Below are 14990 nucleotides of genomic sequence, written 5' to 3' on the forward strand. Positions count from 1 at the left end.
GTTCAAATGTTTGATGAAGTTACCAGTATTCAACGTCTCGAAGTAAAATTTGATTCGGCACCTACACTTCGACATAAACAACTGTATGCCAACGGCCGGATGCAAGTGCGGGTGCTGGTATTGGTTTCGGGGGGCGACTGGCAGGCCAATGAGGTGTCTTTGCATGGTCATCCGGCCATGGAGACTCTCCGCCTGATCTCCTATAACGGCGCCCGGCCTTTGACGGGCGACTGGAATGTCGAAACCCGGGAAAATCGATATGCCCATGACATGGAGGGTGGCATTGCTCGTGCCACTGCGCTGGTGCCTGCCCCGCACAACCGGATTTCCGCGCCTGAAGATCCACTCCAGGTATACGAATTCTGGGTCACGAGCTCCCGGCCCGGGTCGCTGCAAATTGCCGCCGAGATTACCTTTGGTGATGAAGTCGTCCGATGCAACGGGCAATCGAGCGGAGGCGACAGCAGCGTGACACTGGAAGCAATTGCACCGGTCCACTACCCGTCGAGCCACTTTTCCCTCGAGAAGATCAACGAGAGGGTCGTTGACCGATTCGATTCGATTCATCGATACAGCCTCGGGCTTTACGCAGGCCAGCGCTCGATTCATCTTCTGGACTGGACCAGCACCCAGGTGCAAAAGAATGACGAGGATGCCACGCTGTTTTTTGCTTCCGGCAACATTGATGACGCGCATCAGGGCGGAAGAACCTATTGCGGCTATATCGCGCCGGTCTATGGTGCCCGTGTAACCATTCAAGGTCCCAAGGGATATATCGGAACATCAGTGAATCAACAACCGGGAACATTGACAGTGTTGAGTTATCTTTCTCCCGACTATCAACGCCAGCCGGTTCGGGATCAGGATTTTGAGCTGACAGTGTATGACGTGTTTGGAACTTCACACTGGATTCGTATAAAGCCGTCTCCGGACGATCGTTCATTCAAGTTGGCTTGAGTTTTTCTTCGCAAATTTTATCGCGTATCTGTCGTTGTCTTTTTTGATGCCGCAAATGTCCATTTTCGGCTCTTGGGTTGTTTTTCTTTTTAATGAGGAAGTTGTTTATGGAGAACAATTCTCCGGGCTCCGTGCATTCCAATGCCTTCAACTTTGGCGGGTTCGTAACGGGTGGTGTCGATCCACGAACCGGCCTCTACACCTGTTCATTGTCGTTGGGGGATGTGCATTCTGCAGGTCTCAACGGGCCGTCGTTCGGCGTCGTCCTGAGTTTCAACCCGCTTGATATCCGAAACACCGGCTACGGAGTGGGCTGGTCGCTGGCGGCGACCCGTTATGACACACACAGCAAGATGATGACCTTGTCCAGCGGCGAGCGTTACAGGGCCGTTGAAACGGCGGCGGGTCTCCAGTTCAGAGAGATGAAACTGGAAAGTGTCAAGGTCGTGAAAATCGCTCCGGGACGTTTTGATGTTCGTTACAAGGACGGGCATCGGGAAGAGCTGACTGTACAGGGTGGCAGTCCGATTGCAGTCCCGACGCGGATTGTCGCGGGCAATGGTGCGGCCATTACGTTGGCATACAAAGTGGTCAATCAGTATCCGCAGCTGACCGAAGTCAGAGATGACACGCAGACGCTGCTGAAAATATCTCGCAAGGGCGCTCTGGTTACGCTGAGTCAGAATCCGGCTACATCATCCCGTGCCGACTTCACGATGGGGCTCGACAGTGATGATCGGGTTGTGACGATCGGCCTGCCCGAGGGGGGAGGCTGGAATTTCGAATATGCGCTTATCGATGAAGTCGGTTATCTGAAGCGGGTGGTGACACCACTGGGTGCAGTCGAAATCATCCGCTACATGGAACAGGGGCACCTGTTGCCCGCCGCTCAATCCACTGAAACGCGGACGCTGCCCCATGTCCTTGCCTATGACATTTATCCAGGACACGGTCAGCCGAAAGTGAGCAGGACCTACACATTCTCCGCTCGCAATTTTCTTGGACACGGTTTGAACGTGGAGCCAGGCGACGAAGGGGATCCGCTCTATTCGGCACCGTGGAGTTATCAATACGTCTCTGAGGAGCGCTTGTTGGTCGACGGTAAGGTCCACAGCCATATCAAGCGCACGTACAACAAATTCCATTTGCTGGTTTCGCAGGTGACGACGTGTGGGGAGGCGCTGACTTCGCAGTTCATCGAGTATCACCTGGCAGCAGGAAAACCGTTCAATGAGCAACCCGCGCAGTTTCGTTTGCCGCGCAAACAGACCTCGAGGTACGAAAACCGGCTCGGCAAAAAACAACGTGAGGAGACGACGATCACCGAGTTCGATTCCGTGGGCAATCTGCTCAGGCATGTAAGGCCTGACGGTGTAACAACGTTGTCCGAGTTCTATCCGGCGCTTGGATCGCCGGGTTGCCCGGCGGACCCGTTCGGTTTTGTCCGGTTCGAGAAGCAAAGGACGGTCATCCCTGCCTCCGGTGACGGGGCTTCGACCAAGACCCGTTTTCGCTATGCCTTGCACCCTCCCTTGCACGGTTCGCCATTGGCCGGCGTTGTGCCCATCGAAGAGAGTTTTTTCGAACAGGTGGGCGACAGCGAGGCCCTTTGCTCGAAAGTCGAGCACAGCTACGTCGACGCGCCCGTTGATCCGTTCAGACATGGTGCCTTGCAGGAGCGGCGCACCACCCGGAACGGACACGTCACACGCTCGGCTTTTTCCTGGCGGCTGGAGGGGGATCGCGTTCATCTGACAACCACCTTTCATGGGTTTGACGATACCTCGCAAACCACCGTGCAAGTCCTCTCGACACTCAGCGGCCTGATAATGTCCGAAACCGATGTGGACGGTGCGCGAATCGACTACAAGTACGACGCTATTGGCCGGTGTCTGCGCAAGACGTTGTCCGCGGACACTGTCCATGCGGCTTCGACGGTCTGGGCCTATCGATCACCCGGCAACAGATTGCCAGCGACGATGACCGTCACGGATCCGGCGGGGGGCAGGCAGCAGGTCAGTTACGACGGACTGGGACGTGTGATTGGTGTCGAGGAGCTTGATTGCGATCACGCAAATGGCGAGGCATCGAAAGCAGGCATGATGCGTGCGGTGTACTCCGCCCTTCATGACAAGGCCGGTCAACTGGTGCAGCAGATTCGGACTGACTGGTGGGACGGTGTGGCCCGTCCGGCCAGCACTCGACTGGTCTACGACAGTTGGGGGCAGGTCAGGCAGACACATTATGCCGACGGTCGTGTAGAGCACCGCGAGTTCGATCCGGTCTCGCTGCAGGAGCGGCGCTGGCGGGAGGGTATGGGCAAGACCGTGACCGTCTTCAACGCTTTTGGCAAACCGCAGAGTATCGAGTGGCGGAGCCTGGATGACGTGAGCCTGGGTAAATCTGTTTTTCAACATGACGGCTATGGCAGGACCTGCAGCCAGACCGATCCCGACGGCAACCAGACCCTCTATCGATACGACGTTTTTGACCGCCTGGTTCGCAGTGTCCTGCCGGACGGGCACACGGTCGACACCGAGTATGCCGGCCACGCTGAAGACACATTGCCGGTGAGAATCAAGGTCGACGATCTGGAGTTGGGCCGGCAGGTCTACGACGGCCTGGATCGCCTGACCGAAAGTACGGTCGGCGGGCGCACCTCCACGACGGCTTATGCGTCAGGCTCCTCCCGGGCCCTGTGGCAGACGGGGGCGGATGGCAAAAAGCTCGAGTTCATCTGGTCGCAGGGGCTGAACAGGCTGATCGGGCGCAAGGTCGATGGTCTGCTCACGCACTTCACCTTCGATGTCGTACATGCCAAGCCTGAATCCGGTATTGAGCAGGGGCACGCGCAACGCTTTGAGTATTACCCGTCGGGGCGCCTGAAATCGGAAGCAACAGAATTTGGTTTGCATCGACATACAACGTCCCACACCTGGTCACTCGGTGGCCGGCCGCTGGTTTTCACCGACGGTCTCGGCAACGAACACAAGAGCGAATACGACGATTGGGGGCGCAAGACCGCTTTTACGCAGGGTTCCCTGCGGGCCGAATACACCTACAACGCCGCAGGTTTGCTGAAGCTGATTGATGCCCGGGATAGCGCGACTGCCCGGCGGATGAGGACGCATCTGGCCTATGACGATATCGGGCGTGAGACCCTGCGTCGGTTTGAAGTCGAAGGATTGGAGAGCCAGACGCTGACGTCGAGCTACACCCTCTCCGGCAAGCTGGCGCAGAAAGTCTTGAAGCGCGGTGCTCAAATCCTGCGTGACGAACGTTTCACCTATGACATGCGCGGGCGACTGAGCCGCTATGCCTGCGAAGGGTCGCAACGGCCACGGGATCCCTACGGCAAGGAAATCGTCGAGCAGACATTCACCTACGATGCGCTGGACAACATTCTCACACTGCAAACCCGCTTCCCCCAGGGCGTCAATCTGACGACTTTCAGCTATAGCGACATTGATTTCACCCAGCTCACGCACGTCAGTCACTCCCACGCTGATTACCCGCAACCGGTCACTCTGCAATACGACGCCAACGGTCGAATGATCAGGGACGATCAGGGGCGTGCACTGACGTATGACGCGTTGGGACGTCTGACGGCGGTGAGCAATGCTCAAGGGCAAGTGCTGCGGGAGTATCACTACGATGCTTTCGACCGCCTGATGGCGCTGTCGCAGCCGGGCAGCGTGCAGACTCGGCGCTACTATCGTGATGGACACGTCAGCAGCGAAGTGCGCGGCAGCGATTCACGCAGTGTCGTGCGCCACGAAGGTCTGATGCTGGGGCTGCATGAAAACGGTCCCGTTACCGGCGTGCAAATGTTCGGCACGGATCAGCAGCAAAGTGTGCTGACGCAATTTCAAAGTGGTCAGCTTACGAATGTCGCTTATAGCCCCTATGGGCATCGGGACGCCGAAGGCGGTCTTTTCAGCCTGGCAGGTTTCAATGGCGAGCAGCTCGATCCCGTTACCGGTCTGTACCTGCTGGGCAACGGCTATCGGGCCTACAGCCCGACTCTGATGCGCTTTCTGTCACCCGACAACCTGAGTCCTTTCGGAGCGGGCGGGATGAATGCCTATGCGTATTGCCTGGGCGACCCGGTCAATCGTGTCGACCCGACGGGGCATTTTTCGTGGCAGTCGGTTCTGGGGATCGCGCTCGCCGGGATCGGGATCGTCGCGAGTATTGTGACCCTTGGCGCGACTACCCCGCTGGCGCTGCTTGCCATGGGGCTGGGTGTCGCTTCGGGGGTGACGGGGATTGCCAGTGAGCTGGCCAATGAGTGGGCGCCGGAGTCCGAAGCCGCATCAATACTTGGATGGGTGAGTCTTGGACTGGGCGTGGCTTCGGCGGGCGCCGGATGGCTGGCTGCCCGGCAAATCGTCACGCGGGGCGGGCGGATGCTGGGCAAGAACTTCAAGGGGCTTGCCGATGAACCGGCTATCGAATTTCACAAACCCGGCAAGAAGGTCAAAGGTGCTGGCAGAGCGAACGGCGAACCACCTGCGCCACCTGCACGCTGGACGCTTTCAGAAGATTACGCGGCCCACGATTACCTGCCCAACGGCAAGCCGGGGAACGCAGCGAGGGCCAAATACGCCGAGTTCAGAGATGACATCGCGATCAACAATAAGTCGCCGTATGAAGCTGCCAAAAGTTACCCCGGCAGTAAATTCGATCCTTATCCCAATTACGCGCCGGCCAAACCGTATACGGGCTATGAGCATGCCCATACTCGCCTCTCGCAAGCGGACCGGGTATTTTTCCTGACCAACAATGACACCCGTCACGTCATCATCAAACAGGTGGGCAGTCATGATCCGGCCTGGTAGTCGGTCACACTGGTTTGTCGGGCTATTCGTGGCTCTGGAGGGCGCGCTCCGAATGCTGCCTGAGTGCCCATTCGACATGTTCACGCACCAGCTCTGACGGATGTTCCCGTCGCGCCTTCAACGCTTCCAGCACTGGAATCGTCGAAGGCGCATTCCCCAGCCCCACGGCCAGATTGCGCAGCCAGCGCTCGTAACCGGCCCGGCGCAGAGGCGAGCCCTCGGTGCTGCTCAAGAACTTTTCTTCATCCCACAAAAACAGCTCGGCCAGTTCGGCGTTATCCAGATTGTGCCGTGGCTTGAAGTCGCTTTCGCCGGACGGGCTGGCGAAGCGGTTCCACGGGCAGCAGATCTGGCAGTCGTCGCAGCCGAACACCCGGTTGCCGATCAGCGGTCGCAGGTCTTCGGGGATGGCGTTCTTCAGTTCGATGGTCAGGTAGGAAATGCAACGTCGCGCATCCAGCACATACGGAGCGACGAACGCGTTGGTCGGGCAGATGTCGAGGCACGCGGTGCAGCGCCCGCAGTGTTCGGTGCTGTGGGGTTCATCCACCGGCAGCGGCAGGTCGACGAACAGTTCGCCGAGAAAGAAATAACTGCCGGCCTTGCGGTTCAGCACCAGGGTGTTTTTGCCGATCCAGCCCAGCCCGGCCTGTTCGGCGATGGCTTTTTCCAGCACCGGTGCGCTGTCGACGAAAGCGCGGAAGCCGAATGGTCCGATTTCCGATTGAATCCTGTCCGCCAGTTGTTGTACGCGTTTGCGGATCAACTTGTGATAATCGCGGCCCAGGGCATAACGGGAGATGTAGGCTTTTTCCGGTTTCGCCAGCATTTGCGCCATTTGCGTGTCGCCCGGCAGGTAGTCCATCCGCAGGGACACCACGCGCAAGGTGCCCGGCACCAGCTCATCGGGGCGCGAGCGTTTGCTGCCGTGGGCACCCATGTAGTCCATTTCGCCGTGATAGCCGGCCTCGAGCCAGCGTTGCAGGTGCCGCTCATGCTCGGCCAGGTCCACACCGCTGATGCCGACTTGCTGGAAGCCCAGCTCGCGGCCCCAGTCCTTGATGGATTGGGCGAGGGCGGGAAGATCTGTGGTAATGGCGGACATGAGACGAGAGAAACCGGAGCTGAGGTGCGTATAATTCTGCCAGACATCGGAGCCCGAAGACGCATGCCGCACACTAAAGATCCATTACCCGACGCACTGTACCGCGCCGCGCAGGTGCGGATTCTCGACGCGCGGCTGATTGCCGCCGGCACGCCGGGCTTCGAATTGATGCAACGTGCCGCCCATGCCACCTGGCGCGCATTGGTGCGCCAATGGCCTTCGGCGAACGAATTGACCGTTCTGGCCGGGCACGGCAACAACGCCGGTGACGGTTATCTGGTAGCGGTGCTGGCCCATCGTGCAGGCTGGGCGGTGCAGGTGCTGGCCGTCGGTGATCCGCAACGACTGCAGGGTGATGCGGCGCTGGCGCACGCCGAAGCGGTGGCCAAGGGGGTTGCGATTGCTGCCTGGACCGATTCCAGTGACCTGCGCGGGATTCTTGTCGACGCATTGCTCGGCACCGGTCTCAGTGGCGAGGTGCGCGAGCCATACGTCTCTTCGATTTCGGCCATCAATGCCAGCAATCTGCCGGTGGTGGCGGTCGATATTCCTTCCGGTTTGTGTGCCGATACCGGCCATGTGCTGGGCAGTGCCGTGCGGGCTGACCTGACCGTGACCTTCATCGGTCTCAAGCTTGGCCTGTTTACCGGGGACGCGGCGGATCACGTTGGCGAGCTGCTGTTCAACGACCTGCAAGCGCCGACCGAAACCTATAGTGACATTGCCGTTGCCGCCCGCCGGCTCGACACCGGTAATCTGCCGCGTCTGCCAGCTCGGGAGCCGGCTGCGCACAAGGGACGTTTCGGTCATGTTCTGCTGATCGGTGGCGATCACGGTTTCGGCGGGGCGATTCTGCTCAGTACCGAAAGCGCTTTGCGCAGCGGGGCCGGAATGGTGTCGCTGGCGACCCGTCCGGAACATGTCCCGGCAGTGTTGAGCCGGGTGCCGGAAGTCATGGCGCTGGGCACTTCGTCGGCCAATCAATTGATGGGGCTGCTGGAAAAGGTGTCCGTGTTGGTGGTCGGCCCGGGGCTCGGGCAGGCGAGTTGGGGCAGGGCGCTGCTGTCGGCCGCCGCCAATGCGCCGCTGCCGCAGGTATGGGATGCCGACGCGTTGAATCTGCTGGCTACCGGTTTCGTCAGTCTGCCCAAGGGCTGTGTGATCACGCCGCATCCGGGGGAAGCCGCACGTCTGTTGGGGCTCGGCACCGCCGAGGTGCAGGCGGATCGCCCGGCCGCTGCGCTGGCATTGAGCAAAAAATACGCGGCAGTGGTGGTGCTCAAGGGGGCAGGCAGTCTGATCGCCCACCCCGACGGTCGTCTGGCGTTGTGTCATCAAGGCCATCCGGCAATGGCTACCGCAGGCCTCGGCGATGTGCTGGCCGGTCTGGTCGGGGCATTGCTGGCCCAGGGCATGGACCCGTTCGACGCGGCGTGTCTGGCGGTCTGGCTACATGCCAACGCCGGGTCGCAACAAGGTAAATTCGGCCGTGGGCTGGCGGCCAGTGATCTGATTCCAGCCATTCGTCAGTTGTTGGAGGAACATGCACCGTGTCTGAAGTAACCCTGTACCTGGCCGATGAACAGGCGATGAGCGACTTTGGCGCACGGATCGCCCGCGTGACCGGGGGGCATGGCCTGATCTTCCTCGAAGGCAACCTCGGCATGGGCAAGACCACGCTGTCGCGGGGCATCATTCGCGGGTTGGGGCATGTCGGTGCGGTGAAAAGTCCGACCTTCACCCTGGTCGAGCCCTACGAGATCGGTGACATCCGTGCCTTCCACTTCGATCTGTATCGTCTGGTCGATCCGGAAGAGCTGGAGTTTCTCGGCATCCGCGACTATTTCGAAGACGACGCCCTGTGCCTGATCGAGTGGCCCGATAAAGGTGCAGGCTTTTTGCCAAAGCCTGACCTGACCATTACCATTAGTCCGCAAGACAGCGGGCGTTCGCTGACTATTTTGTCCCAGGGCTCGCGTGGCGAGGCCTGGTGTGCCGCTTTGGCGTTGGAATCCAAATAAATGATGGGGTTAGGTATGCGCTTTCGCGCGTTGGTGGCTGCCGCTGGACTGATGTTGATGGCAGTAACCGTCAACGCTGTGGCCGAGACAAAGGTCAACAGCGTGCGCCTGTGGCGGGCGCCGGACAACACGCGTCTGGTGTTCGACCTGACCGGCCCGGTGCAGCACAGCGTCTTCACCCTCACGGCCCCGGACCGTCTGGTGATCGACATCAACGGCGCTACCCTTGGCGCGCCATTGAAAGTCTCCACCGCCAACACACCAATCACCGCCATGCGTTCGGCCCAGCGTACGCCGACCGATCTGCGGGTGGTCATCGACCTGAAGAAAGCCGTCACCCCGAAAAGCTTCTCGCTGGCGCCGAACGCACAGTACGGCAACCGTCTGGTGGTCGACCTGTTCGACAACCCGGCCGATGCCTCGCCGCCACCAACGCCGGCCCCGACGCCAACGGTCGCCACTGTTCCCGCGGTGCCTGTGACGCCGGCTGAGCCTGCGATCAAACTGCCTCCGGCCCCTGCCGGCAAACGCGACATCATTGTTGTGATCGACGCCGGTCACGGCGGTGAAGACCCGGGGGCGTCCGGTTCACGCGGCCAGCGCGAAAAGGACGTGGTGCTGCAGATCGCCCGTGAACTCCAGCGCCAGGTCAACGGCATGAAAGGCTTCCGCGCCGAACTGACCCGTACCGGCGATTACTTCATCCCGCTGCGTGGCCGCACCGAAATCGCCCGCAAGAAGGGGGCCGACCTGTTCGTTTCGATCCACGCCGACGCCGCGCCATCGGCGGCGGCGTTCGGGGCTTCGGTGTTTGCCTTGTCCGACCGTGGCGCCACCTCGGAAACCGCCCGCTGGCTGGCCGACAGCGAAAACCGTTCCGACCTGATCGGCGGTGCCGGCAACGTCAGCCTCGACGACAAGGACCGGATGCTGGCCGGTGTTCTGCTCGACCTGTCGATGACCGCTTCGCTGACCTCCAGCCTCAACGTCGGCCAGAAAGTCCTGACCAACATCGGCCGGGTCACGCCACTGCACAAGCAGCGTGTGGAACAGGCCGGGTTCATGGTGCTGAAATCCCCGGACATTCCGTCGATTCTGGTGGAAACCGGCTTCATCTCCAATGCCAACGAAGCCTCGAAGCTTTCAGCGTCGAGCCACCAGCAGGCGCTGGCGCGCTCGATCAGCAGCGGCGTGCGCCAGTTCTTCCAGCAGAATCCGCCGCCGGGCACCTACATTGCCTGGCTGCGTGACTCGGGCAAGATCGCCCAGGGGCCGCGTGATCACCGAGTAAGTCCAGGTGAAACCCTGGCGATGATTGCCGTGCGTTATCAGGTGTCGGCAGCCACTCTGCGCAGTGCCAACAACCTCAGCAGCGATGAGCTGAAGGTCGGTCAGCACCTGACCATTCCAGGCACCGAGCTGGCGTCCAAAGAATGAATCAGGTTCTGAACGCTGCCCGTATCGAACTGCTCAGCCCGCGGCTGGCGAACCAGATCGCTGCCGGCGAGGTGGTGGAGCGCCCGGCCTCGGTGATCAAGGAACTGCTGGAAAACAGCCTTGACTCCGGCGCCAGACGCATCGATGTCGATGTCGAGCAGGGCGGCGTCAAACTGCTGCGGGTGCGCGACGATGGCAGCGGGATTTCCGCCGATGACCTGCCACTGGCCCTGGCCCGTCACGCCACCAGCAAGATCCGCAACCTTGAAGACCTCGAGCAGGTGATGAGCCTGGGCTTTCGGGGTGAAGCACTGGCGTCGATCAGCTCCGTGGCACGCCTGACCCTGACGTCCCGTACCCGCGACGCCGATCAGGCCTGGCAGGTCGAAACCGAAGGCCGCGACATGGCGCCCCGCGTGCAGCCGGCGGCCCATCCGGTCGGCACCTCGGTGGAAGTCCGCGACCTGTTCTTCAACACCCCGGCGCGACGCAAATTCCTCAAGAGCGAAAAAACCGAATTCGATCACCTGCAGGAAGTGATCAAACGTCTGGCGCTGGCGCGTTTCGATGTGGCGTTCCATCTGCGACACAACGGCAAGACCATTCTCAGTCTGCACGAGGCCCACGATGATGCAGCCCGCGCCCGGCGCGTGGCGGCGATCTGCGGTTCGGGTTTCCTGGAGCAGGCCTTGCCGATCGAGATCGAGCGCAACGGTCTTCACCTGTGGGGTTGGGTCGGTCTGCCGACCTTCAACCGCAGTCAGGCGGATTTGCAGTATTTCTTCGTCAATGGCCGCGCGGTGCGCGACAAGCTGGTGGCCCACGCGGTGCGTCAGGCTTATCGCGATGTGCTGTTCAACGGCCGGCATCCGACTTTCGCGCTTTTTTTCGAGGTCGATCCGGCCGCTGTCGACGTCAACGTACACCCGACCAAGCACGAAGTACGTTTCCGTGACGGACGCATGGTGCATGACTTCCTCTACGGCACGTTGCACCGTGCGCTGGGCGATGTGCGGCCTGAAGATCAGCTTGCCGGTTCTGTCACCACTGCTATCGTACGGCCGACCGGCCTCGAGGCGGGTGAATTCGGTCCACAGGGTGAAATGCGCCTGGCCGCCAACACCTTGCTGGAGCAACCGCAAGCGCAACCGGCGTTCAGTACTTCGTCGGGTGCCAGTGCTGGCGGTGCTTACCAATACACACCGCGTCCGCAATCTGCTGTGCCGGCTGCCGAGGCGCAGGCCGCGTATCGCGAGTTTTTTGCGCCACTGCCGGAAGCGAACGCCAATGCGTTGCCGGCCGGCCAGGAAGATATTCCGCCGCTGGGGTATGCGCTGGCGCAGCTCAAGGGCATTTATATCCTTTCCGAAAACGCCCATGGCCTGGTTTTGGTGGACATGCATGCCGCTCACGAGCGGATCATGTACGAGCGCCTGAAGATCGCCATGGCCAGCGAAGGTTTGAGCGGTCAACCGCTGCTGGTGCCAGAGTCGCTGGCGGTCAGTCAGCGCGAGGCCGATTGCGCTGAAGAGCACGCTGCCTGGTTCCAGCGCCTTGGCTTCGAGTTGCAGAGACTGGGCCCGGAAACCCTGGCGATCCGGCAGATTCCGGCCCTGCTCAAACAGGCCGAAGCCAATCGTCTGGTGGGCGATGTGCTGGCGGACCTGATGGAATATGGCACCAGCGACCGGATCCAGGCGCATTTGAACGAGCTGCTCGGCACCATGGCCTGCCACGGCGCGATCCGCGCCAACCGCCGCCTGGCCCTGCCGGAAATGAACGGTCTGCTGCGTGACATGGAAAACACCGAACGCAGCGGTCAATGCAACCATGGCCGACCGACCTGGACCCAGCTGGGCCTGGACGATCTGGACAAACTGTTCCTGCGCGGTCGTTGATGAGCCAGCTTCCTCCAGCGATTTTCCTGATGGGCCCGACCGCTGCGGGCAAGACCGATCTGGCTATCGAGCTGACCAAGGTACTGCCCTGCGAGTTGATCAGCGTTGACTCGGCCCTGGTCTATCGCGGCATGGACATTGGCACAGCCAAACCATCCAAAGAACTGCTGGCTGAATATCCCCATCGTCTGATCGACATTCTTGACCCGGCCGAATCCTATTCGGCTGCGGATTTCCGCCGTGATGCGTTGCAGGCGATGGCCGAAATCACCGCACGCGGAAACATTCCACTGCTGGTGGGCGGCACGATGCTCTATTACAAGGCGTTGGTCGAAGGCCTGGCGGATATGCCGGCGGCGGATCCCGAAGTTCGCGCACAGATTGAAGAAGAGGCTGCACGCCTTGGCTGGCAAGCCCTGCACAATCAGCTGGCGGCAATCGATCCAGAGTCCGCGGCGCGTATTCATCCGAACGATCCACAGCGCCTGAGTCGTGCTCTGGAAGTCTTTCGGGTCAGTGGTCAGAGCATGACCGAGCTGCGCTTGAAACAATCTCTGCAAACGACTGATGCAGCGGCATCGGGGCGGCAACAATTGCCCTATACTGTCGCGAACTTGGCGATTGCTCCGGCAAATCGTCAGGTACTGCATGAGCGCATTAAACAAAGATTCACAAATATGCTGGAACAGGGATTTATCGACGAGGTCGTAGCCCTGCGTAATAGAAGTGACCTGCATGTCGGGTTGCCGTCTATACGTGCGGTAGGCTATCGACAGGTCTGGGATTACCTGGATGGCAAGCTGACGGCGGCCGAAATGCAGGAGCGGGGCATTATTGCCACGCGCCAGTTGGCCAAACGCCAGTTTACCTGGCTGCGCAGCTGGAACGATTTGCACTGGCTCGACAGTCTGGATTGCGACAATCTGCCACGCACCTTGAAATACCTTGGGACCATCTCCATATTGAGCTGAGTCCTTGCAATTGCCGTCTATCCTTGGGGGAGTGGCGGCAAAAGCCATCTGATTACCTATTTTTTATATTGAATCCTTAAAGGAGTGCGGCACATGTCAAAAGGGCATTCGCTACAAGACCCTTACTTGAACACTTTACGTAAAGAGAAAGTCGGGGTTTCCATCTATCTGGTCAACGGTATCAAACTGCAAGGCACGATCGAATCGTTCGACCAGTTCGTCATCCTGCTGAAGAACACCGTCAGCCAGATGGTTTACAAACACGCTATCTCTACAGTCGTGCCGGTTCGTGTAATTCGTCTGCCAAGTGCATCCGAATCTGAAGCCGGTGACGCTGAGCCAGGTAACGCCTGATAGGAGTCTCCTTTGTTCTTTGAGCGCCACGGTGGTGGTGAGCGAGTCATTCTCGTTCACTTGGATGGACAGGACCCTGAGGCGCGCGAAGATCCGCAGGAGTTTCAGGAACTGGCAAATTCGGCAGGCGCCGAGACCGTTGCGTTTTTTAACGTGCCGCGTCATCGGCCAACCGCCAAATACCTGATCGGCAGCGGCAAGGTCGAGGAACTGCGCGACCTGGTACACGCCGAAGAAGCCGATCTGGTGATCTTCAATCACGTCCTTACGCCGAGTCAGGAGCGCAACCTCGAACGTGTCTTCGAGTGCCGCGTGATCGACCGTACCGGACTGATTCTCGATATTTTCGCCCAGCGCGCCCGTACCCATGAAGGCAAGCTCCAGGTAGAACTGGCCCAACTTGACCATATGAGCACCCGGCTCGTCCGTGGCTGGACTCACCTTGAACGTCAGGGGGGCGGTATCGGCCTGCGCGGTCCGGGTGAAACCCAGCTGGAAACCGACCGACGCCTGTTGCGGGTTCGTCTGCGCCAGATCAAGGGCAGGCTGGAAAAGGTGCGCAGCCAGCGTGAACAGTCTCGTCGCGGGCGTTCCCGTGCGGATATCCCTACCGTGTCTCTGGTGGGTTATACCAACGCGGGCAAATCCACGCTGTTCAATAACGTGACGAAATCGGAGGTGTACGCGGCCGACCAGTTGTTCGCCACGCTGGACCCGACCCTGCGCCGTCTGGAACTGGACGACCTGGGGCCGATTGTTCTGGCCGATACCGTGGGCTTCATTCGTCATTTGCCCCACAAGCTGGTCGAGGCATTTCGGTCTACGCTCGAAGAGTCGAGCAATTCCGACCTGCTGTTGCACGTGATCGATGCGGCCGAACCGGATCGCATGCTGCAGATCGAGCAGGTGATGGTGGTGCTGGGCGAGATTGGGGCCCAGGACTTGCCGATCCTCGAGGTCTATAACAAACTCGATTTGCTTGAAGGCGTTGAGCCACAAATCCAGCGCGACGAGAACGGCAAGCCTCAACGGGTATGGCTGTCGGCGCGTGATGGCACTGGTCTGGAGCTGCTTGAGCAAGCCATTGCCGAATTGCTGGGTAATGATTTGTTTGTCGGAACCTTGCGTCTGCCCCAGCGGTTTGCGCGTCTGCGTGCGCAGTTCTTCGAGCTGGGCGCGGTACAGAAAGAAGAATACGACGAAGAAGGTGTCAGCTTGCTGGCCGTGCGATTGCCACGTTCGGAGCTCAATCGACTGGTCAGCCGTGAAGGCGTTGTGCCGACGGAGTTCATCGAGCAACACACTTTGCAATAAAAGCCTGAAAAAGCGGTTGTGCCGCAACGGCAGGCATTCTGTAGCATTGGTCGGCGCGCCGTGGGTGCGTCTTTGCTTTATCAGATGGAGAG

The 14990-nt window shown here is 60.0% G+C and carries 10 protein-coding genes; 9 read left to right on the forward strand and 1 reads right to left on the reverse strand.

Translation table 11 applies throughout. From position 1 onward, the window contains the following. Window positions 1-6: 6 nt before the first annotated feature. Both ACK6BI_RS00785 and ACK6BI_RS00790 read left to right on the forward strand, forming a co-directional pair. Complete coding sequence (locus ACK6BI_RS00785) at window positions 7-957, forward strand: hypothetical protein (protein ID WP_409315620.1); 951 nt, start codon at window positions 7-9, stop codon at window positions 955-957. Window positions 958-1064: 107 nt separating this feature from the next. After that, window positions 1065-5798, forward strand: a complete 4734-nt coding sequence (locus ACK6BI_RS00790) for an RHS repeat-associated core domain-containing protein (protein ID WP_409315621.1) — start codon at window positions 1065-1067, stop codon at window positions 5796-5798. Window positions 5799-5820: 22 nt separating this feature from the next. Here the strand turns inward: ACK6BI_RS00790 and queG are convergent, their stop codons facing one another. Then, window positions 5821-6903 (reverse strand): tRNA epoxyqueuosine(34) reductase QueG, encoded by a 1083-nt coding sequence (gene queG / locus ACK6BI_RS00795; protein ID WP_409315622.1) that lies wholly within the window; start codon window positions 6901-6903, stop codon window positions 5821-5823. Window positions 6904-6966: 63 nt separating this feature from the next. On the opposite strand from queG, the gene ACK6BI_RS00800 reads away from it, so the two are divergent. The 7 genes from ACK6BI_RS00800 to hflX all read left to right on the forward strand — a co-directional run bounded on the left by ACK6BI_RS00800 (window position 6967) and on the right by hflX (window position 14898). Beyond that, window positions 6967-8466, forward strand: a complete 1500-nt coding sequence (locus ACK6BI_RS00800) for an NAD(P)H-hydrate dehydratase (RefSeq protein ID WP_409315623.1) — start codon at window positions 6967-6969, stop codon at window positions 8464-8466. Next, complete coding sequence (tsaE, locus tag ACK6BI_RS00805) at window positions 8454-8924, forward strand: tRNA (adenosine(37)-N6)-threonylcarbamoyltransferase complex ATPase subunit type 1 TsaE (protein WP_065258770.1); 471 nt, start codon at window positions 8454-8456, stop codon at window positions 8922-8924. Before ACK6BI_RS00800 ends, tsaE begins: the two co-directional genes overlap by 13 nt. Window positions 8925-8975: 51 nt before the next feature. Continuing rightward, on the forward strand, window positions 8976-10361 hold the full coding sequence (locus ACK6BI_RS00810; protein ID WP_409315750.1) for an N-acetylmuramoyl-L-alanine amidase: 1386 nt from the start codon (window positions 8976-8978) through the stop codon (window positions 10359-10361). Continuing rightward, entirely contained in the window at window positions 10358-12259 is a 1902-nt protein-coding gene (gene mutL, locus ACK6BI_RS00815; protein WP_409315624.1) for a DNA mismatch repair endonuclease MutL, read from the forward strand. The genes ACK6BI_RS00810 and mutL overlap by 4 nt, the downstream gene beginning before the upstream one ends. Continuing rightward, a complete protein-coding gene (miaA, locus tag ACK6BI_RS00820) occupies window positions 12259-13230 on the forward strand; it encodes a tRNA (adenosine(37)-N6)-dimethylallyltransferase MiaA (protein ID WP_409315625.1) in 972 nt (323 codons plus the stop codon). The genes mutL and miaA overlap by 1 nt, the downstream gene beginning before the upstream one ends. A 93-nt stretch (window positions 13231-13323) precedes the next feature. Further along, the gene (hfq, locus tag ACK6BI_RS00825; RefSeq protein WP_409315626.1) at window positions 13324-13584 is read left to right on the forward strand and encodes an RNA chaperone Hfq; all 261 of its coding nucleotides are present in this window, start codon (window positions 13324-13326) and stop codon (window positions 13582-13584) included. A gap of 12 nt (window positions 13585-13596) precedes the next feature. Next, window positions 13597-14898, forward strand: a complete 1302-nt coding sequence (hflX, locus tag ACK6BI_RS00830; RefSeq protein WP_409315627.1) for a ribosome rescue GTPase HflX — start codon at window positions 13597-13599, stop codon at window positions 14896-14898. Window positions 14899-14990: the final 92 nt, after the last annotated feature.

Origin of the sequence: Pseudomonas sp. KCJK9016 (assembly GCF_046231795.1) — a bacterium.
Classification (GTDB): Bacteria; Pseudomonadota; Gammaproteobacteria; order Pseudomonadales; family Pseudomonadaceae; genus Aquipseudomonas; species Aquipseudomonas bananamidigenes.

Coding starts and splice junctions, on each gene's coding strand:
- ACK6BI_RS00785 (WP_409315620.1), top strand. CDS start 7: ATGTTTGATGAAGTTACCAGTATTCAACGTCTCGAAGTAAAATTTGAT.
- ACK6BI_RS00790 (WP_409315621.1), top strand. CDS start 1,065: ATGGAGAACAATTCTCCGGGCTCCGTGCATTCCAATGCCTTCAACTTT.
- queG (WP_409315622.1), bottom strand. CDS start 6,903: ATGTCCGCCATTACCACAGATCTTCCCGCCCTCGCCCAATCCATCAAG.
- ACK6BI_RS00800 (WP_409315623.1), top strand. CDS start 6,967: ATGCCGCACACTAAAGATCCATTACCCGACGCACTGTACCGCGCCGCG.
- ACK6BI_RS00810 (WP_409315750.1), top strand. CDS start 8,976: ATGTTGATGGCAGTAACCGTCAACGCTGTGGCCGAGACAAAGGTCAAC.
- mutL (WP_409315624.1), top strand. CDS start 10,358: ATGAATCAGGTTCTGAACGCTGCCCGTATCGAACTGCTCAGCCCGCGG.
- miaA (WP_409315625.1), top strand. CDS start 12,259: ATGAGCCAGCTTCCTCCAGCGATTTTCCTGATGGGCCCGACCGCTGCG.
- hfq (WP_409315626.1), top strand. CDS start 13,324: ATGTCAAAAGGGCATTCGCTACAAGACCCTTACTTGAACACTTTACGT.